The sequence below is a fragment of the Streptosporangium sp. NPDC000509 genome (genome assembly GCF_042898365.1).
GTDB lineage: Bacteria > Actinomycetota > Actinomycetes > Streptosporangiales > Streptosporangiaceae > Streptosporangium.
Window position 1 is genome coordinate 139,625 of sequence record NZ_JBIAYX010000019.1, and the last position, 18,267, is coordinate 157,891.

Genomic DNA, 18,267 nt, shown 5'->3' on the forward strand with positions numbered 1-18,267 from the left:
CGTGTATCGTTGCTACCCATGAGCGAGAACGGATCTGCCGAGGCGATCGACGGCGACGTGCGTACCCGGCTGATGCGTGCTGCGGAGCAGCTTCTGGGCGCGTCTGCCGATGGTCAGATCTCGACGCGCGAGATCTGCTCGTTGGCGCGGGTCACGGCCCCGACCCTCTACCACCACTTCGCGGACAAACACGCGCTGCTGGATGCGGTGGTGCTCGAGGGGTTCAGCACGTATCTCGAGGGCAAGCGAGCCATCTCACCCAGCGGCGATGTGCTCACAGACTTCCGTACGGGCTGGGACATGCATGTGTCGTTCGGCTGCGAGCATCCCGCCCACTACCGGTTGATGTTCGGCAACCCCCAAGCCGGACAGGCAGCTCCCGCCGCGTCCCTGGCTCACGACGCCGTCGCACGCACGGTCGCCGAATGGGGAGAGCAGGGCCATCTGAAGGTCTCCGTCGACGCCGCGACGGAGACGATGTCCGCCGCCGCGGTCGGTGTGACGCTGCAACTGATCGCCGCGCAAGCCGACAGCACGCACCCCCTCTCGACGAACGTCCGCGACACCGTCGCCGACGCACTGTTTCGCCCGTCCGAGACGGGAGACGGCGTCGCCGGTGCTGTCACCCGTCCCGCGCGACAGCTCCTGGACGCGTTGCCGCATGGCCCCCTGGAACCTTTGCGGCCGACCGAGGTCGCACTGCTGCGCGAATGGCTCGCGTCCCTCGCAGACAGCTCCACCTGACAGAACAAGGGAGAAACACATGCCCGATACAGCCGAACGCGCCCTCTCACACGATGGGGTGACGGAGATCATCAAGGCCCTGGCCGCCGGATATGGAACGGTCTTACGGTCGCCGCTGCTGAAGGATCCCGGCGACTACGGTCTCGACTACGAGAACGTCACGTTTCCCTCGCTCGACGGCACGCCGCTCGAGGCCTGGTGGATCCCCCGCGAAGGGTCCAAGAAGCTCATCATCGCCAACCACCCGCTGTGGTTCAGCCGCTACGGATTCCCGGCTCACCTCGAGCCGTGGCGATCGATCGGCGCCGCGACCGGCAACGACTTCGAGGTCGACTACGTGCCGGACTACCGCATCCTTCACGACGCCGGCTACAACGTCCTGACGTACGACTTCCGCAACCTGGGACAGAGCGGCAGCGCCAACTCGGGCGGCGGAAGCGGTGGCCGCTTCGAGGCCCGCGACGTCATCGGCTCCCTGCACTTCGCGCGCGCCGACGCCCGAACCAGGGGAATGACCATCGGGCTGTTCAGCCGCTGCCAGGGCATGAACGCCACGATGTTCGCGATGCAGGAGCATCCCGGCGAGTTCGACGACGTCCGATGCGTCTTGGCCCCGCAGCCGCTGTCGGTCGGCGTCACGATGAGGCGGAACCTCGAGAGGCTCGGCTTCCCCGACCGCATCGACGAGCTCGAGCGTGAGATCCAGATGCAGGTGAGCTTCACCTTCGAGGAGATGACGCCCGTGCCGTGGGCCAAAGCGGTTCGGACGCCCACCTACCTGTATCAGGTGAAGGACGACCTGATGACGGACCCGAGTGACGTGCAGGCCATGTACGACAACATCCCCATCGACGAGAAGGAACTGCACTGGATCGAGGGCACGACCGCCCGCTGGGACGGATACCTCGACTTCCGGCGCGACCCGCAGCCCAAGCTCGACTTCCTCGCACGCCACATGGCATGACAGCTCCCGGATGCGTTGAGGTCGCACTGCTGCGCGAAGGCTCACGTCCCTCGCAGACCAATTCGCATGACAAGACAAAGGAAAAACCATGACCGAGAGAGCCGAAGGCCGGGGAACACAGGTGCACGAGGGCACGCAGGCGATCGTCACCGGGAGCACCCGCGGCATCGGGGAGGCCATCGTCCGTCGGCTCGCCGCTCGGGGGATGAGCGTGGTCATGGTCGGCCGCAGCGACACGACACTGCAGCAGGCCGCCGACCGGATCCGCTCGGCGGTCCCCGGCGCCGACCTGCGCCTGGAGCGCGCAGACCTGTCCCTGGTGCGGGACGTCTGCGCGCTCGCCGACCGGCTCGCCCACAGCACGTCACCGAGCCTGGTGATCAACAATGCTGCGATCACCGCCGACATCGGCGCTCGCACCGACGAGGGCAACCAGCTCACCCTCGCCACCAACCACCTGGCGCCCTACGTGCTGATGCGCACCCTCGCCGAGTCGGTCACGCAGACCCCCGCCCGGTTCGTGGTGGTCGGCGCCAGCCCCACCGTGCTGAAACGCTTCCCGGTGGACCTGGACGATCTCCACGCCCAGGACGGCCGCGCGCTCAGCCGCTTCCCCAGCCTGCGGCGCTTCGCCGCCTACGCTCGCACCAAGAACATGAACACGATGTTCGTCCACAGCCTGGCACGCCGCCTGGCCGGTAGCGGCATCACCGTCAACGGAGCCCACCCCGGGATCATCGCCCAGACCGGCCTGTCCCGCGACGCGCGCGGACTGGAGAAGGCGCTGAACACGATGGTGGAGCTCAACCCCTTCAAGAAGGGCCCCGATCAGGGCGCGGACAACCCCGTGTGGGTGGCGACCGATCCCGGCCTCGACGGCGTGAACGGACGCTTCTTCGTGGACCACGAAGAGGTCACCAACCCCCGACCACACGCTCTCCCCCGAACGGTGTGAGGCCCTGTGGGAGCGCAGCGCGGAACTGGTGGGCATGAAACCCTAGATCACTGCCTGCGGAGGGTCTCCTCGACTCCCGGGTAGGTGAGGTATCCCTCTCGGCATGTTCGGTCTGGTCTTCTGAGATTCTCAGTCGGGTGGCATGTCGACGAAGCGGCTGTAGTGGCCTTGGAAGGCCACGGTGATCGTGGCTGTGGGGCCGTTGCGGTGCTTGGCCACGATCAGGTCGGCCTCTCCCGCGCGGGGGGAGTCGCGCTCGGCGGCGTCCTCGCGGTGTACCAGGATGACGAGGTCGGCGGTGCGGGCGACGGCGTCACACAGATCGGTGTGCAGGTCCGGCAGTCGGCCGCCCCCCATCTCTGCCAAGCGGTCGAGATCGGCGGAGACGATGATAGGGATCTCCAGTCGCACAGCGAGCGCTTTGAGAGTGTGCATGGTTTGGGTGACCTCGTGTTCACGGGTGTCGCCGCGCACGTCGGGGCGGATGTGGCGCAGGCCGTCGATGGCGACCAGGCGGGCTGCGGGCTCGTCGGCGGTGCAGGCGCGGGTGATGTGGTCGCTCAGCTCGCCCAGGGTCCAGTCGGCCGGTGTGGCCAGGTGCAGGGGGGCGTCGGCGAGACGGGGTATCACGCGGGCGAGCGTGGCTCGATCGTCGTCGCGCAGGGCGCCGCAGCGCAGCGCGTGACCGGCGACGCGGGCCTCGGCCGAGGTGAGGCGGGTGAGCAGGTCGCGGCGGGAGGACTCGTAGCTGACCAGCAGGGTGGGGGTGTCGCGGTTGAAAGCGGCGCCTCGGCAGAAGGCGAGCAGCAGGGTCGTGCTTCCCACCCCGGGGCGGGAAGCCACGACGGTCAGGGTGCCGGCGGGCAGGTTGATGAGGACAGCGTCGAGATCGGTGATGCCGGTAAGGGGGCGGCCGGGCGGCCGGCTGCGAAGATGTTCGGTGCCGGAGTGATCTGTGACGTCGAGGTGCTCCAGGAGGTCGAGGAACTCCTCGCGGGCCGGGACGGGAGCGGGGACGTAGGGCATGGCGGCCATCCTGCCAGCCGAAGGCAGATGGAGAAAGGCCGCCGAAACACGGTGGGAACCGGCCGCGCCTACCTGAAGGCGCAGGTCAGAGAGCGGATCCGGGAAGTGAAGTTTCGGCGGCAGACCGCCGTACGGCACATGGGACTTGCGGTCTACCGCGCGGCCGTCGACATCCCCGTTAACGGGGATTCAGCAGCTTCTCCATACCGAGCAGACCGGCGTCCAGGGCGATTTGGACCAGCCAGGCGTGAACTTGCTCATTTCGAGCGACGGGATCGGCGAGATCAAGGTCGGGGTCGGCTAGGACATGTCCGCCATGAGAGGAGCCGGCCTCGGCGATTGCCTGCAAGCCCTTAACGTCGAAAGTCTCGGTGACCGAGCGGCCGGTGACCAGGTGCAGCACGCGTGGCTGGGGCACAACCTCAGGAACGATGTCAGCCAGTTCAGCGAAGGCGTCGACGGTCCGCGCCACGGTAAGGGCCGCCGTCATGGCGTCGATGACCTGTGCGAGTTTTTGGAAGCTCATTCGCCAGCCGTCATCTTTGATAGGCGAGACGGCGTTGTGCCCTGCACGTATCCATTGCGCTTCTTGCTGCTTGAGCCATTTCCCGATCCGGATGGTTCCTGCGCATCCCGCCGGGCAACCTGGACCGCGCGCCGCGCCAGACGTACCCACTGGCGCAGGTGTCAGGGGCGAACGCGGTCTCGGCGCCGGCCCCCGTAACCCCGAGCACCGACATCGCCAGGCATCCCGACGCGGTCATCGCCGCGAGCCTGCCGGAACGTGTGAGCATGTTCTTCCTCTGGAAGAGATCAAGGAACGGATCGCGGGCGGGCACTCCCAGCCCCGTGATCGCATCCTGTCCCGCGGCCCACCGCCGGACATGAGTAGCCCCTACTCATATCCGGCTCTCCGGGGTGGGCCCTTGCTCAGGCCGCCACGACCGGCGCGACCCCCGCCGGGAGCACGGCCCCGTACTACCCGTGGTTCGTGGACGGCGAGTAGAGCATCGACACCGGGCGGGTGGCGGCGTCGAACGACGCCGCTGCCCCGGCCGCCCCCATCCCGCTGGCCCCCCACGGCTCGTAGACCATGTTGACGCCACCGTGTTGCCACTCGTTGATCCACACGAGAGCGGCGTTGATCTCCCTGCAGCGCCGCAGGTTCTCGGGGGTCGAGGAATAGACCGTCGCCGCGAGTCCGAAGCTTGTGGTGTTGGCCAGGTCGATGGCTTCGGCGAAGGAGTCGACCACGGTGACGGGGGCGACCGGCCCGAAGGTCTCCTCTTTCATGATGCGCATGTCCGAGGTGACCTCGGTCAGCACCGTCGCCGGGTAGAAGTATCCGGGCCGGTCCGGTTGCCCGCCACCGCAGAGCAGCGTCGCCCCGCGGTCGACGGCTTCGTGGACGTGGTCGTGCACGATCCTCCTCTGGGCGTCGTCGACCAGTGGTCCCAGGCCCGGGGAGTAGGGGTCGTCGCTCATCGTCCAGCCTTCGGCTTCGGCCACGAGGGCGGCGATGAACTCGTCCGCGACCGCGCGGTGCACGTAGATCCGCTCCGACGACGTGCAGATCTGTCCGCTGTTGAGGAACGTCGACGTCGCGACCGCCTTGGCGGTGGCGGCCACGTCGACGTCGGCGTCGACGAGGACGGGGTCGTTCCCTCCCAGTTCCAGGATCGTTCGCTGAAGGCGCTTGGCCGCGGCGACGGCGACGCTGCGGCCCGCCTCGACAGACCCGGTGAAGTGCACCAGCTTGACCGCCTCGTGCTCGGCCAAGGGCTTGCCGGCGCGCGCGTCGCCCAGGAGAAGGTTCACCACGCCTGCCGGAAGGTCGCACAGCTCGACGAGCCGGGCCGCGGACAGCGGCGCCTTCTCCGAGGGCTTGATCACCACTGTGTTGCCGGCGGCGAGCAGGGGGCCGAGGGCTCCCAGGATCGAGGTCACCGTGAAGTTCCAGGGCACGATGAGTGCCAGCACGCCCAGCGGCTCACGGATGACCACTGTCCGTCCGGACTCGCCCGGAGCTGTGACGTCGGCGACGAACGGATAGGACCGCGCCCGCTCGATGTCGAGCCGGAACGAGGCGATTCCGCCCGCGATGAACTGCTCGGCGAGCGGGACAGGCTTACCCATCTCCCGGTTCTCGAGTTCCGCCAGCTCGCGCACATGCCGTTCGAGGAGGTCGGCGGTGCGGCTCAGCCGGCCGAGGCGGTCCTCGAGGTCGAGCCTCGCCCAGCCCGCGTGCGCGGCCTGCGCCGACTCCACCGCCGCCGCGGCGTCGGCGGCCGATCCGGCCGGAATCAGTGCGACGACCTGTTCGGTGGCCGGGTTGACGACGCCGCGGAGTTCCGGGTCCGCGGCTTCGACCGGGGTACCGTCGATGATGTTGCTCAGGCGCTTCATCTGCTCGTTCCTTCTGGATCGAAGCCGGCTTCAGTGGAGCCTGCGGGCCATGTGCTCGCCGAACATCACGCAGGCGAGATGGGTGTTGGCGCGTGGGACGAAGGGGAAGACGGAGGCATCGACGACTCGGAGACCCTCGAAACCGAGGACCTCGCACCGGGGGTCGACGACCGTCTCCGGCGCGTTCGGATCTCCCATCCGGCACGTGCTCGTCGCGTGCTGCGTGTCGACCACGCTGGCGCGCAGGTAATCGCGCAGTCGCCCTGGTGTGTCCAGGGCATCGCGCAGCGACGAATTGACCCGCCAGAGATCGCCGTCGGCGATCTCCGCGAAGCTGGAGTGGGCCACCAGGTCGCCGAGGAGCCTGATGCCCGCTTCCAGGCGGTCGATGTCGCGCTCGTCCGACAACATGTTCAGCGCCACCCGGGGCTGCGTGCTCGGGTCGGCGCTTCGAAGCTTCAGCGTTCCGCGCGAGTAGGTCCGGTTGACGAACACCCCGACGGCACCGGCGCCGGCGCGCGCTTCGGCCGCCGCCATGGCCAGCGCGTTCTGGTTGAGGGCGACCAGCATCATGTCGTTCCCGCCGGGCACGGTGCCGCTGCTGTAGCGCACGCAGCAGTTCGTGTGGCGGTCGGCGGGGCCGGCCAAGGCCGCTTCGGTGAGCGGGATGCCGATCAGGGCCATCGGATGGTCCTGGAGCCCACGGCCCACCGGCAGATCGGCACGGACCTCGATGCCCAGCCGTCGGAGGTCATCGGCGGGGCCGATGCCCGAGCGCATGAGGATCGAGGGCGAGGCCGTGGCGCCCGCGCTGAGCACGACCTGGTTCGCGTGGAAGGCCGATCCGTTGGCCAGCCGGACGCCGACTGCCCGAGCACGTTCGAAGAGAACCACGTCGACCAGGCTGTCGCCGCGGATGGTGAGGCCCGGGTTGTCGCGACGTGGCTCCAGGTAGGCGTCGTGGCACGAGACCCGTCGACGGTCGATCGAGTTGATGGGGTAGGGAGAGACGCCGGTCGCGCCGGGTGCGTTGACGTCCGGGGCCCACCCGAAACCCGAGGCGAGCGCTGCCGCGCGGAGCGCCTGGTCGACCGAGCCCCACGTGTCGACCGGGGCCCGGTAGACGGGGATCGGGCCGGCGGTGCCGTGGTAGTCCTCGTCGCCGAAGCCGGCGTCGGACTCCAGGGCGACGAAGTCCGCCATGACCTCCGCGGACGACCATCCGGTGCAACCGGAGGCCGCCCACTCGTCGAAGTCCTCGATGGGCGGCCGGATCGCGATCTGCCCGTTCACCGTCGAGCTTCCGCCGAGGCCCTTGCCTCGCCAGTACAGGTAGGGCTCCTGGGCCTCGGTCCTGGTGGCCAGATGCCCGTCCCACAAGAACGCGTTGTAGTCGGAGTTCAGGATCGCGTTCAACGGATTCGGCGACCTCCATGCCTCCGGAAGCTGCGAGGCCGCGTAGTCCTGGCCGGCCTCGAGCAGCAGCACCCGCTGTCCCGCGTCGGCGAGCCGTGCCGCGAGTGCCGAGCCGGACGAGCCCGCTCCGACGACGATGGTGTCGTAGCTGCCTGCTGATCCCATCGGGCCTGATCCTTGGTCTCGTCGCTAGGCGGTGAGGTCGAGCGTGTGAACGGTCATCTCGCCGAGTGCCGCGGGAAGGGGTTCGACGCCGAACCCGGGTCCGCCGGGGATCGGCACCGCGCCGTCCTTCATGACGATCGGCTCGGTGATGTCCTGGGCGTAGAACCGATCCGAGCCCGAGAGGTCGCCGGGCAGCGTGAAGCCCGGGAGCCCGGCCAGCGCCGCGTTGGCGGCTCGGCCGATGCCGGTTTCGAGCATGCCGCCGCACCAGACCGCGACGCCGTGCGCCAGCGCGAGGTCGTGGATGCGTGCCGCCTCGAGGTATCCCCCGACTCTTCCTGGCTTGATGTTGATGACACTCGCCGCCCCCAGCGCGATCGCGTCGGCGGCGGACCGCGCGTCGACGATCGACTCGTCCAGGCAGATCGGCGTGGTGAGCAGGTCCGCGAGCAGAGCGTGTTGCCGCAGGTCCTCCTCGCCCAGCGGCTGTTCGATCAGCAGCAGATCGAAGGGGTCGAGTCCGCGCAGCAGCGGGGCGTCGGAGAGCCGGTAGGCGGTGTTCGCGTCGACCTGCAGCGCGATGTCGCCGAACCGCTCGCGCACCGCCTTGACCGGCTCGAGGTCCCACCCGGGCTGGATCTTGAGCTTGACGCGCGCGTAACCCTGGTCGACGAAGTCGCCCACCCGGCTGAGCAGGTCGGGAATCGACTTCTCGATGCCGACGCTGACCCCCGAGGGCACCGAGGCGCGGGTCACACCGAGCTGCGCCGCGAACGACATGTTCCGCAGCCGCAGCTGGGCGTCCAGGATCGCCATCTCCAGAGCGCCCTTGGCCATGCGGTGGCCGACCACGTGCTCAAGTGCCGCGCCGACCGTCGACGCCGACACGGCGTGACCCGCGGTCTGCCACTCGAACAGCGCGGGCACGAGGAATCGCCGCAGGACCTCTCGTGCTCCCTCAAGGTATTCCGGCGAGTAGAACGGCTCGGCGAGGGCGACGCACTCGCCCCACCCGGCCACGGTGCCGCCGTGGTCCGAGGCCGTGACCCGGATCAGGAGCGGAAGTCGCTCCGTCTGGGTGGAGAACGAGGTGGTGAACGGGTGGATCAGCGGCATCCGGACCGTGATGAGCTCGACACGCTCGATGTGCATTCTCAGGTGCTCCTTGTGAGGCGGTAGTGACCCCGGCGGTCGAAGTCGACGACGACCCAGCCTTCTTCCAGCAGTCCGCCCAGCGCCCGTCGCAGCGCGAGCCGCCACGAGATCGCGAGTTCGGGTTCGTGGCGCCGTAGAGCCTCGATGTCCGAGGGGATCTCCACGGTGCATCGGGTCAGCGACTCCGCCCGGCCGAGGTCGAGCTGGGGTCGCCGGTCCACGGACCTCAGTACGGCGGGGCCGTGCTCCTTCTCGGCTCGTGAGGGTGTCGTGGCCTGCCCGATGTGCCAGGCCACCATGATCCGGTCGCTGTGCTGGCCCTGGTTGAGCCCGTCACCCATCGGTCCGTAGAAGTCGGGCAGGTAGACCTCGACCTCACAGCCGAGCTTGTGGAGGTTGAAGTACGCGTTCCGGGCCACCAGGGGGTCATAGGTCCACGTCACGCGGGTGACACCGCGGGCCAGGCACCAGTCGCGCTGGTGGTGCTTGAGGGCTCTGCCCCATCCTGTGCCCGCCGCGTCCGGTCGCACGCCGGTGATGTGGGAGTGCAGGGCATTCTCCCGGGGCGGGTAGAAGAACCCGACGCAGACCGCCATGAGCTCATGGCCGCGGAAACCACCGGCGACGTAGTTGCCCGCGTGCGCGAACGCCGTGAGGAGCTCCGGGCTGACATGCGACTGGGTGTTCTGGACCTTCCAGATCTGCGCCACGAGCTCGGAGGCGGCAGACATCTCCTCCGGGCGGTGAAGCAGCCGCAACTCCATGGAGGTCGAGCTCGGCGCCTGGGCCGTCATGAGCTCTCCTGCCGCAGGAAGCGGTGTCCGTTGTAGACGCCGCCGGCGACGGGCCGGAACTGCTTCTCCCCCGCGAGCTCAGCGGTGGTGTAAGCGTAGACGCCCGGGATGTTCGAGGCATGCAGCGCGACGAACTCCGGCTCTGCTGCCGTGCCGTCGCGCAGATGCCCCTGCCGCTCCCACAGTGTCAGTCTGAGACCGTCCGCGTCGGGGGCCACCTCCGCGCGATAGCCGGCGCACTCCCAGGCGCCCTCCAGCGGTTCGGGCGGACGTGTCATGTCGGCCCGGACCCCGACCGGGGGCAGACTGCCGTCGATCGACGACGTGACGTCCGCGAACAGCTCGTAGAAGAGACCATCCGGTTGACCACCGCTGGTCAGCAGCGCCACCGCGTAGTTCGTACCGGGGATCAAGCGCAGGTATGAATGTTGGCCGATCGTGCCGCCGTTATGGCCGTATACGAAGGTTCCCCGCCAGTCCTCGAGGAACCAGCCCAGTCCCCAGCCTTGGAAGGTGGCGACGCTCTGTCTCAGATCGACATGCTCGATGGTCATCAGGCGAGCGCTGTCGGCTGACAGCAGACGAACGCCTTCCCGGGTCACCCCTCCGCGCAGTGACATCTCCGCGAACGTCAGCAGGTCGCCGACGCTCGCCACGATCAGGCCCGCGGGTCCCATGGATCGGGTGATCGACCACTGGGGCACCGGGGCCGACCCGTCGCCGAAGCCGACGTGGCCGGTCGCGGTGGCGAACCTGGGTGCGTCCTCGCTCAGGGTGATGGTGTGCCGCAGGCCCATCGGCTTGATCAAATAGTGGAGCAGCGCCTCGTCCCACGTCATGTCGCGGAGCACCTCGACGATGCGGCCCGCGACGACGAAGCCGGCATTGCAGTAGGAGAACCTCTCGCCGAGCGGGTGGATGTGGGAGACGGCGGCGAGGTGCTCCACGTACCGCGCAACGCAGTCGTCTCCCCTCCCGGTGTCGGTGAAGACGTCCCCGTCGATGCCGCTGGTGTGGTTGAGCAACGCCCGTACCGTCACCGAGGGCGACTCGTCATCGGCCAGCCTGAAGTCCGGCAGGATTTCGCGCACGGGAGTGTCGAGATCGAGCAGCCCCTCGTCGACGAGCTGCATGACGAGCATCGTCGTCCAGACCTTCGTGATCGACCCGATCTGAAAGAGGGCGTCGTCGATGACGGGTTCCCGGGTCGAGACGTTCAGGACCCCGGAGCTGACCGTGATGCGGTCGAAGACCGTTCCGCTCCGATCGAGCTGCACGATGCCGAGTTGCGCCCCGACGACTCCGTGCCGTTCTCGGAGGAGGTCCAGACGGCGGCGCCAGTAGTGCTCCCCACGTGGGGCCGGCGACAGCGCGGCCGGCCGTGCGGCGGCGCGGGTGTGCAGCTCGACCCATTGCACGACCCGGGCGTGGTAGTCGACGCGGTGATCGACCTCGCCGTCGGCGATGAAGAGGTGGCTGCCTCCTGGATAGACCACCAGGCGAGTCGGCACCCCCTGGATCCGCAGTGCCGAGAACCACTGCTGCGCCTGTTCGATCGGGCAGGTGTTGTCGTTCTCGCCGTGCAGCACCAGCGTGGGTGTCTTCACCTGCTCGACGCGTGCGATCGGAGAGCTCTCGATGAGCCGGACCACGTCTGTCGGCGCGGCACCTGCGGTCGCCGAGGCGAAGAAGCCTTCCGGCAGCAGTCGCTGACCGGCGATGGAGGCGAAGTCGCAGATCAGGCCGCCGGCCACCGCGGCCGCGAACCTGTCGGTGTGAGCGGTGAGGGCACAGGTCGCGACGCCGCCGTAGCTGTAGCCGGCGACGGCGAGTCGCTCGGGGTCGGCGATCCCCTCGGCGATCAACTGGTCGATCGGCTCGATGAAGTCCGCCAGATCAGCTCGTCCCCAGCCGCCGTCGACGGCTCGGTAGAACTCCTCGCCGTACCCGTCGGATCCACGGGGGTTGAGCGTGAGGACACGCCACCCGCGTGCGGCGAGGAGCTGTTGGTACAGATGGATCTCGTCGGCCACACCGGCCCAGGCGTTGTGCGGCCCACCGTGGATGTCGAGCAGGAGCGGAGCGGTTCCGGTCGTGTCCGGTGCCGCCATCAGCCACCCGTGGACGACGACGCCATCGCTGATCGTGAACTCTCGTGGCTCCGGTCGACAGAGCTGGACCCCGGGGAGGCTCTCTTCCATCAGCGAGGTGAGGGCCTCGACTTCGCCGGTGACGAGGTCGACGATCGCGACCTCGGCGAACGACTCGGGAGTGGTCAGGACGATCGCGGCACGGGGTGCCTGAGCGGCCACCGAGAGCGCGGAGACGACCTGATGCGGCTCCGCGACGATCGGCCTGCCCTCTCCGCCATCCGGACCGACCCCGTACAGATGGGTCCAGCCACGGTCACGCAGGCAGAAGACGATCTCGCTGCCGTCGTGGCTTTGCGCCGGGTGACCACCTGGGTAGCCCGTCGCGCCCGGCAGCACATTGCGGTCCAGCCCAGCCGTGATGTCGGTGTCGGGCCTGCCGTCGCCGTACAGCCGGAGAAGCCGGGCGTGGCCTGCCACCATCGCGGGTGATCCCACGGCGAGCAGCGACGCGCCGTCGCGAGCCCACATGACCGGACCGGTCACTCCTGTGGCCTGTCCGAGCACCTGCACCGGAGCGAGCGGGTCGTCGACCTCGACCGCGTAGGCGCGGCGTTCGAGCTCGACGTCCGCGCGGTGGGCCATGGAGGCCGTGAATGCGAGACGGTCGCCGTCGGGCGACCATGCCGGGCCGTCCGCGTCGTAGTCGCCGTCGGTGACCTGTCTGATCTGCCGGGATCCCAGGTCCATCACGAAGATCTGGCGGCGGACACTGCCGATCCAGCCGATCCCGTCCGCCTTCTGGTCGAGCGTGTCGAGGACGATGGGCGCAGCGGCGCCGCCGGGCGCGCGGTTCACTGGTGCGGAGAACGCGACCCGGCGACCGTCCCGGCTGACGGCCGCGGCCCCGGCCCCCAGCGGCAGCTCGGTCAACCGCGTCGGCTCACCCAGGTGCGGCAGGAGATGCAACTGCGGGAATCCGTCGACATCGCGCAGGAACATGATCCCCGTTGGGACGATGCGAGGTGCTCGATCCGTCGGCCCGTGGGTCAGCGGCTGTGGCTGAGAGCCGGGGGAAACCGCCCACAGCGAGGTCTCCGTGCGGTGGTCTGCCGCCTGGCGCCGCGTGAAGACGACCGTTCTTCCATCCGCCGTGATCGCAGTCTCGGGAACGGTGACGACCTGAGGGACGTCATCGAGACTGAACGGGCGAGAGTTCATAGAGTGGTTCCTTTGCCGAAGAGAGGAGTGCCGATCCGGGGGACGGCACGGACCAGCTCACGTGTGTAGGGATGTTCGGGGTCGTCGATCACCTCGGTCGCCGATCCGACCTCGATGACCTGCCCGTCCTTCATGACCGCGACGTCGTCGCACAACTGCCTGACCACAGCGAGGTTGTGGCTGATGAAGAGAACCGTCAGATCGAGGTCCCGCTGGACACGCATCAGCAGATTCAGCACGGTTCCCTGCACCGAGACATCCAGCGCTGAAGTGATCTCGTCAGCGAGCAGCACCCGGGGCTCGGCGGCAAGCGCCCGCGCGATCGCGACGCGTTGACGTTGACCCCCCGACAACTGCATGGGCAGATCACCGGCACGGGCCGGGTCGAGCTCGACCATCTCGAGAAGCGCGGCCACCTCGCCGCGCCGGTGAGCGCGATCGCGTCGCGCGGATCGTCCACGTACGGCAAGCGCCTCCTCGATCGAGGCGCCGATGGACATCCTCGGGTTCAGGCAGGAGTTGGCGTCCTGGAAAACCATTTGCACGGTGCGGCGAACGGACGCGGCACTCCCCCGGGCACCGACGACATCGGTGCCATCGACCAGGATGCGGCCCGTATGAGCCTCGTGCAGGCCGACGACGGCACGAGCCAGCGTCGACTTGCCCGAACCTGACTCACCCACCAGCCCGACCGTCCGGCCGCTCGGCACGTGGAGACTCACCCCACGGACCGCCTGGTGGGCGGCGGGTCCGCTCCCGTACCTGACTCCCACGTTCTCAAAGGCGAGGTCGCTCACGCCGACCCCTCCCTTACGGCATCGAGGGGAAACTCGGCATCCTCGGTGATCGTGGCGAACTCGGTGCCCGGGACCGCGTCCATGTGCGGCACCGCCGCCACCAGCGCCCGGGTATAGGGATGCTCCGCGCGTCCGCTCGCGAGATCCTCGGTGCTCAGGCTCTCCACGATGGCTCCTCGGTACATGACCAGGACGCGCGTGCAGAACGACGCGACCAGCGAAATGTCGTGTGAGACGAACATGACGGCCGTCCCATGCTCACGGTTCACCGTCCGCAAGAGCGCCAGGACCTCCCGCTGCACCGTGACGTCGAGGGCCGTCGTCGGCTCGTCGGCTATGACCAGCGCCGGTTCGCCCATGAGCCCCATCGCGATCGTGGCCCGTTGCCGCATGCCACCCGAGAACTCGTGGGGATACTGGCGAGCACGGCGAGCCGGGTCGGAGAGCCGCACCGCGGCCAGCCGGTCGACCGCACGCTGACGTGCCGCGCGTCGGCTGAGGCCGCCATGCAGGAGACCGACCTCCGCGACCTGCGTACCGACATGAAGGGCGGGGTTGAGCGAGGTCGAGGGATCCTGGAAGACGAACGCCAGTCGCGTACCCAGCTGGCGGGCCAGCGACCTGGACCGCGCTCCCCCGGGCACCTTGCCCCTGACGACAAGTTCCGTGTCCTCGAACCGGACCGATGACGCCGTCACGCGAAGTGGCTCTTCCAGGAGTGACGCGACCGCCATGCAGGTCAGCGACTTCCCTGAGCCCGACTCACCGACGATGCCGACGATCTCCCCGCGACCGATGTCGAAGCTGACGCCACGAACCGGCGTCACCCATCCGTCCCCCCGGGGCGCCTCCACGCGCAGGCCGCGTACCCTGAGCACGGGGTCGGCCGCGACCTGCGGGACCGGTGATGCCGCCGTCGAGCCGGTGGTCGGCCGCCGACGGCGGCGGCCGGAGGGCCGGTGCAGCCCGAATGTCCGGGCGAGCACCTCACCGGCGAGCGCGAACGTCACGCCGGCGAACACGATGGCGGCGCCCAGCCCCAGAGATGGAGCGGGGTTCACATAGATGGCTCCCATGCTCTCGTTGAGCATGCGGCCCCAGTCGTAGTCCGGCGCCTGTACGCCGAGGCCCAGGAAGGACAACCCCGTCGCCGCGACCAGCGCGGTGCCGGCGCCGATGCTGGCGTTGACGATGAGCGGGTCTCGCACGTTGGGCAGGACGTGCCGTACCAGGATCCGCGCTCGGCTGACGCCGAGGATGCGAGCGGCGGCCACGAAGTCGCGCCCGGTCACCGACGCACCGAGGGTCTGAGTGAGCCGGGCGTAGGACGGCGCCATGGCCAGGCCGATCGCCAGTGTGACACTGGTGGCGCCCACACCGAGGGTGATCGACACGACGATGGCGAGCAGGAGAGCCGGAAAGGCGAGTGCCACGCCGATGGCGCTGTTGACCAACCGCCCCAGCCGCCGGGGCGCGATCGTCGGCAGCAGGCCGATGACCACACCGACGGACACGCCGAGGGCGGCCGACAGGACGGCGGTGACGATCGAGAGCCGGGTCGCGGTCAGCACCCGCGCGAGAACGTCCCGGCCACCCGCGTCGGTGCCGAGGAGGTGGTCCGCGCTGGGCTTCGCGGACAGTTGGGTCAGATCGGCCTGCCGCGCGGCCTCGCCCCACAGCACCGGTCCGAACACCGCGAAGAACACGACCACCATCAGGGCGGCCAGCGCGCCGATGCCGAGGGGAGAACGCAGGACGGTCAGGAACCTGCGGCGAGACGAGACCGCCATGGGCATCGGCTCGCCCACCGCGGTCGCGGCGGCCGGCCCCGCCAGCGCGGAGTCGGGAGAGGACATGCTTGTCACTGCCATCACGTGTCCTTCAGCGCTGAACGCGGGTCAAGGCAGACCAGGACGATGTCGATCAAGAGGTTGGAAACGAGGACGATCAAGCCGTAGACGATGACGATCCCCTGCGCGAGCGGAAAGTCCTTGCTCCGCACCGCGTCCACGATCGTGAGCCCGAGTCCGGGCCACGAAAAGATGGTCTCGATCAGCACCGTGCCCGCGACGAGGGAGCCGAGCACGATTCCGGCGACGGTGAGCGAGGAGGTCACCAGGTTCGGCAGAGCGTGGCGGAAGTACAGGCGCCACCTCGACATGCGCTTCGCCCGCGCCGTCCGGATGTAGTCCTGCTCGAACACGGTGAGCGCCTCGACCCGGACGATTCTCGAGACGCCCGCGGCGACCGCGATCGACAGTGACAGGACGGGCAGCACGTACGAGCTCGGATCGGTTCGGCCCGCCACGGGCAGCAGGTGGCTCTGAACGGCGAAGAAGTACACCAGAGCGACTCCCATGAGGAACTCGGGGATGACGGCGAACAGGCCGCTCGCCGAGGTGTAGGCCAGGTCGACGGTGGGTCTGCGGCCGCCTCGGGTGAGCGCGGCGACGACGATGCCGAGCGGGATCGACACCAGGAGCACCAGCGCCAGCGACAGGAACGCGAGTTCCAGGGTCGCCGGCAGGCGCTGCTCGATGATCGTGGTCACCGGCAGGTGAAGGGAGAAAGAGTCTCCGAGATCCCACGTGAGCAGCCCCTTCCAGAAGTTCAGGTACTGCGTCCACAGCGGGTCGTTCAGTCCCAGGCTTTCGCGTCGTGCCTCCACGACCGCGGCCGTCGCGTTGATTCCGAGGGCATTGCGGACCGGGTCTCCTGGGACCAGCCGGACCATCAGGAAGACGACGGTCACCAGGGTGACCACCGAATACGCGAGCCGCACCAGCCGCCGCACGATGAAGGCCCCCAGCCGCCCACCTCTGCCCCGGAACGTTCCGGTCGCGGAATCCGGTCCCGCCCCGGTTCCCGTCAGCAGGGTGACGGTCGGTTCCGTGGTCACTTCAGCACGCGGATCGCGGAGCCGGGCAGCTGCCCGCCGACGGGCGGGTAGAGCGTCGTCGCGCCGTTGAAGTACATCTTGTACGGCGTGACGGACACCGGTATGAGGTCAGCGCTTGTCATCAGGGTCTTCTCCGCCTCGGCCCAGGCCTTGCAGGCATCGTCACCGGTCCGGCCGGCGGCCGCGGCGACGCTGCGGTTGTAGTCCTTGTTGTCGATGGAGGCGAAGTTCGTCCCCGCAGGGACGGCAGGTCCGGAGAGGTACTGCGGGAAGATGGCCGGTGTGCCCGTCTGGAGGTTGAGCCCCAGCGATGCCGTCCAGCCCGACGGGTCTTTGGCCGCGAAGGTCCGGCTGATGACGTAGTTCTCGTCACCACCGTCGAGTTTCACGGCGGCGCCGGCGGTCTCCCACTGCTTCGCGACGTATTCCGCGGCGGCGCTGCCCGTGTCCGTGGAGTTGTCGTAGACAAGTGTGATGTCGACCGGCTTGCCCACCGCGCGCAGGGCCTGGCCGGCGGCGTTCGGGTCGTGGGAAGGCAGGTTGCCCTGGACGGTGTCGTAGGCGCACAGGCTCGGGTTTTCGGAGAGCAGCGATTTCGCCCGTTCGCCCTTGCCGCCGGTCAGAATCTTCGTGAGGGTGTCGAGGTCGATCGCCTGGGTCAGTGCGCGCCGTACGGCGGCCTCAGCGGTCGGGAGACCTTGATGGTGGTTGTAGACGATCATTCCGGACATGGCCGGCGTCGGCTGCGACGTGAGAGCGGCGAGGCGTTCCTCGTCCTTGCCGCTCACCATGGCCGCGTTGAGTTGACCGGACAGCAGCAGGTTCGCTCTGGTCGACGGGCTCGGCACGATCTTGGCCGTCACGGTCTTCGGCATCCCCGGCGTGTTCGAGGTGCTGTTCTTGGGGCCCCACGTGTAGCCCTCTCGGCGGGTCATCGTGATCGAGTCTCCGGCCACGACGCGATCGATGGCGAACGGGCCGGTGCCGTCGCTCCCCGCGGAGAGGCTCTTGGGGTCCTTCAGGCCGCGCTCGCACACCAGCTGCTGCGCGCCGATGTCGTACAGCATGAAGGGCCGCGGCTTGGAGGTGGTGACGGTGAGAACGTTCCCCTTCGCGCTCGCCTTGGCATCCGCCGGCACGACGGATTCCAGGCGAGGCGACTTGTTGGCGGGGTCGGCGATCCAGTTGAGGTTGTCAGCGGCGGTCTGCGCGGTGAACGGCGTGCCGTCGGCGCAGGTGATGGCGTCGTTCAGGGTGTAGGTGATCTTGGTCGGGCTTTCGGTCCAGCTCTTCGCCAGGAAGGGCGCGGGCTTGGCCGTCTCGGGGTCGAGGGAGAGCAGCGTGTCGTAGGAGTACATTCCGACGATCTGCGCGTTGACGAGGTTGGTGACGAGCGGATTCAGGTCGCCCGGGTCGGAGTCGATCGCGACGGCGAACGTGCCGTCCGTCGCGAAGCCCGCCTGGCCCCTGTCCGAGGCCGAGCCCGAGCCCGAGCCGCCGCAAGCCGCAAGAGCCGGCAGAGCGATGAGGAGGGCTGCGAAAGCAGCGGCGCGTCGATTCATGGCAGGCCCGCCTTAAGGTCCGAGTCGGGGTGTGACGTTGAACACCAAGACTCACCGCCTGGTCGGAGAGGCG

14 protein-coding genes are annotated in these 18,267 nt (G+C 68.7%); 3 read left to right on the plus strand and 11 right to left on the minus strand.

Going from position 1 to position 18,267, the window contains the following annotated elements; all coding sequences use genetic code 11:
* Positions 1 to 18 precede the first annotated feature (18 nt).
* From ACFY3D_RS31485 to ACFY3D_RS31495, 3 genes are all read left to right on the plus strand, one after another.
* On the plus strand, positions 19 to 744 hold the full coding sequence (locus ACFY3D_RS31485) for a TetR/AcrR family transcriptional regulator (RefSeq protein WP_389986106.1): 726 nt from the start codon (positions 19 to 21) through the stop codon (positions 742 to 744).
* 19 nt (positions 745 to 763) lie between these two features.
* Positions 764 to 1,708, plus strand: a complete 945-nt coding sequence (locus ACFY3D_RS31490; protein ID WP_389986109.1) for an alpha/beta hydrolase family protein — start codon at positions 764 to 766, stop codon at positions 1,706 to 1,708.
* Between the two features lie 88 nt (positions 1,709 to 1,796).
* The gene (locus tag ACFY3D_RS31495; protein ID WP_389986112.1) at positions 1,797 to 2,663 is read left to right on the plus strand and encodes an SDR family NAD(P)-dependent oxidoreductase; all 867 of its coding nucleotides are present in this window, start codon (positions 1,797 to 1,799) and stop codon (positions 2,661 to 2,663) included.
* Between the two features lie 129 nt (positions 2,664 to 2,792).
* On the opposite strand, the gene ACFY3D_RS31500 is transcribed toward ACFY3D_RS31495, so the two are convergent.
* The 11 genes from ACFY3D_RS31500 to ACFY3D_RS31550 all read right to left on the minus strand — a co-directional run bounded on the left by ACFY3D_RS31500 (position 2,793) and on the right by ACFY3D_RS31550 (position 18,194).
* Entirely contained in the window at positions 2,793 to 3,689 is an 897-nt protein-coding gene (locus tag ACFY3D_RS31500; RefSeq protein WP_389986115.1) for a DnaB-like helicase C-terminal domain-containing protein, read from the minus strand.
* 178 nt (positions 3,690 to 3,867) lie between these two features.
* On the minus strand, positions 3,868 to 4,365 hold the full coding sequence (locus ACFY3D_RS31505; RefSeq protein ID WP_389986118.1) for a hypothetical protein: 498 nt from the start codon (positions 4,363 to 4,365) through the stop codon (positions 3,868 to 3,870).
* Positions 4,366 to 4,667: 302 nt separating this feature from the next.
* Positions 4,668 to 6,095 (minus strand): aldehyde dehydrogenase family protein, encoded by a 1,428-nt coding sequence (locus tag ACFY3D_RS31510; protein WP_389986121.1) that lies wholly within the window; start codon positions 6,093 to 6,095, stop codon positions 4,668 to 4,670.
* 30 nt (positions 6,096 to 6,125) lie between these two features.
* On the minus strand, positions 6,126 to 7,676 hold the full coding sequence (locus ACFY3D_RS31515; RefSeq protein WP_389986123.1) for a GMC family oxidoreductase: 1,551 nt from the start codon (positions 7,674 to 7,676) through the stop codon (positions 6,126 to 6,128).
* 24 nt (positions 7,677 to 7,700) lie between these two features.
* A complete protein-coding gene (gene menC / locus ACFY3D_RS31520; RefSeq protein ID WP_389986126.1) occupies positions 7,701 to 8,828 on the minus strand; it encodes an o-succinylbenzoate synthase in 1,128 nt (375 codons plus the stop codon).
* Between the two features lie 2 nt (positions 8,829 to 8,830).
* Positions 8,831 to 9,625: a GNAT family N-acetyltransferase gene (locus tag ACFY3D_RS31525; protein WP_389986129.1), complete on the minus strand. Its 795-nt coding sequence runs from the start codon at positions 9,623 to 9,625 to the stop codon at positions 8,831 to 8,833.
* Complete coding sequence (locus ACFY3D_RS31530; protein WP_389986132.1) at positions 9,622 to 12,717, minus strand: serine hydrolase; 3,096 nt, start codon at positions 12,715 to 12,717, stop codon at positions 9,622 to 9,624. Before ACFY3D_RS31530 ends, ACFY3D_RS31525 begins: the two co-directional genes overlap by 4 nt.
* Positions 12,718 to 12,932: 215 nt before the next feature.
* Positions 12,933 to 13,733, minus strand: a complete 801-nt coding sequence (locus ACFY3D_RS31535) for an ABC transporter ATP-binding protein (RefSeq protein ID WP_389986135.1) — start codon at positions 13,731 to 13,733, stop codon at positions 12,933 to 12,935.
* Entirely contained in the window at positions 13,730 to 15,604 is a 1,875-nt protein-coding gene (locus tag ACFY3D_RS31540; RefSeq protein WP_389986138.1) for a dipeptide/oligopeptide/nickel ABC transporter permease/ATP-binding protein, read from the minus strand. The genes ACFY3D_RS31535 and ACFY3D_RS31540 overlap by 4 nt, the downstream gene beginning before the upstream one ends.
* Positions 15,604 to 16,632, minus strand: a complete 1,029-nt coding sequence (locus ACFY3D_RS31545) for an ABC transporter permease (RefSeq protein ID WP_389986141.1) — start codon at positions 16,630 to 16,632, stop codon at positions 15,604 to 15,606. Before ACFY3D_RS31545 ends, ACFY3D_RS31540 begins: the two co-directional genes overlap by 1 nt.
* The gene (locus ACFY3D_RS31550) at positions 16,629 to 18,194 is read right to left on the minus strand and encodes an ABC transporter substrate-binding protein (protein ID WP_389986144.1); all 1,566 of its coding nucleotides are present in this window, start codon (positions 18,192 to 18,194) and stop codon (positions 16,629 to 16,631) included. The genes ACFY3D_RS31545 and ACFY3D_RS31550 overlap by 4 nt, the downstream gene beginning before the upstream one ends.
* Positions 18,195 to 18,267: the final 73 nt, after the last annotated feature.

Bases quoted from the DNA above. Each gene is read 5' to 3' on its own strand.
- ACFY3D_RS31495 (WP_389986112.1), top strand. From the start codon at position 1,797: ATGACCGAGAGAGCCGAAGGCCGGGGAACACAGGTGCACGAGGGCACG.
- menC (WP_389986126.1), bottom strand. From the start codon at position 8,828: ATGCACATCGAGCGTGTCGAGCTCATCACGGTCCGGATGCCGCTGATC.
- ACFY3D_RS31550 (WP_389986144.1), bottom strand. From the start codon at position 18,194: ATGAATCGACGCGCCGCTGCTTTCGCAGCCCTCCTCATCGCTCTGCCG.
- ACFY3D_RS31485 (WP_389986106.1), top strand. From the start codon at position 19: ATGAGCGAGAACGGATCTGCCGAGGCGATCGACGGCGACGTGCGTACC.
- ACFY3D_RS31500 (WP_389986115.1), bottom strand. From the start codon at position 3,689: ATGCCCTACGTCCCCGCTCCCGTCCCGGCCCGCGAGGAGTTCCTCGAC.
- ACFY3D_RS31490 (WP_389986109.1), top strand. From the start codon at position 764: ATGCCCGATACAGCCGAACGCGCCCTCTCACACGATGGGGTGACGGAG.
- ACFY3D_RS31515 (WP_389986123.1), bottom strand. From the start codon at position 7,676: ATGGGATCAGCAGGCAGCTACGACACCATCGTCGTCGGAGCGGGCTCG.
- ACFY3D_RS31525 (WP_389986129.1), bottom strand. From the start codon at position 9,625: ATGACGGCCCAGGCGCCGAGCTCGACCTCCATGGAGTTGCGGCTGCTT.
- ACFY3D_RS31510 (WP_389986121.1), bottom strand. From the start codon at position 6,095: ATGAAGCGCCTGAGCAACATCATCGACGGTACCCCGGTCGAAGCCGCG.
- ACFY3D_RS31530 (WP_389986132.1), bottom strand. From the start codon at position 12,717: ATGTTCCTGCGCGATGTCGACGGATTCCCGCAGTTGCATCTCCTGCCG.
- ACFY3D_RS31540 (WP_389986138.1), bottom strand. From the start codon at position 15,604: ATGGCAGTGACAAGCATGTCCTCTCCCGACTCCGCGCTGGCGGGGCCG.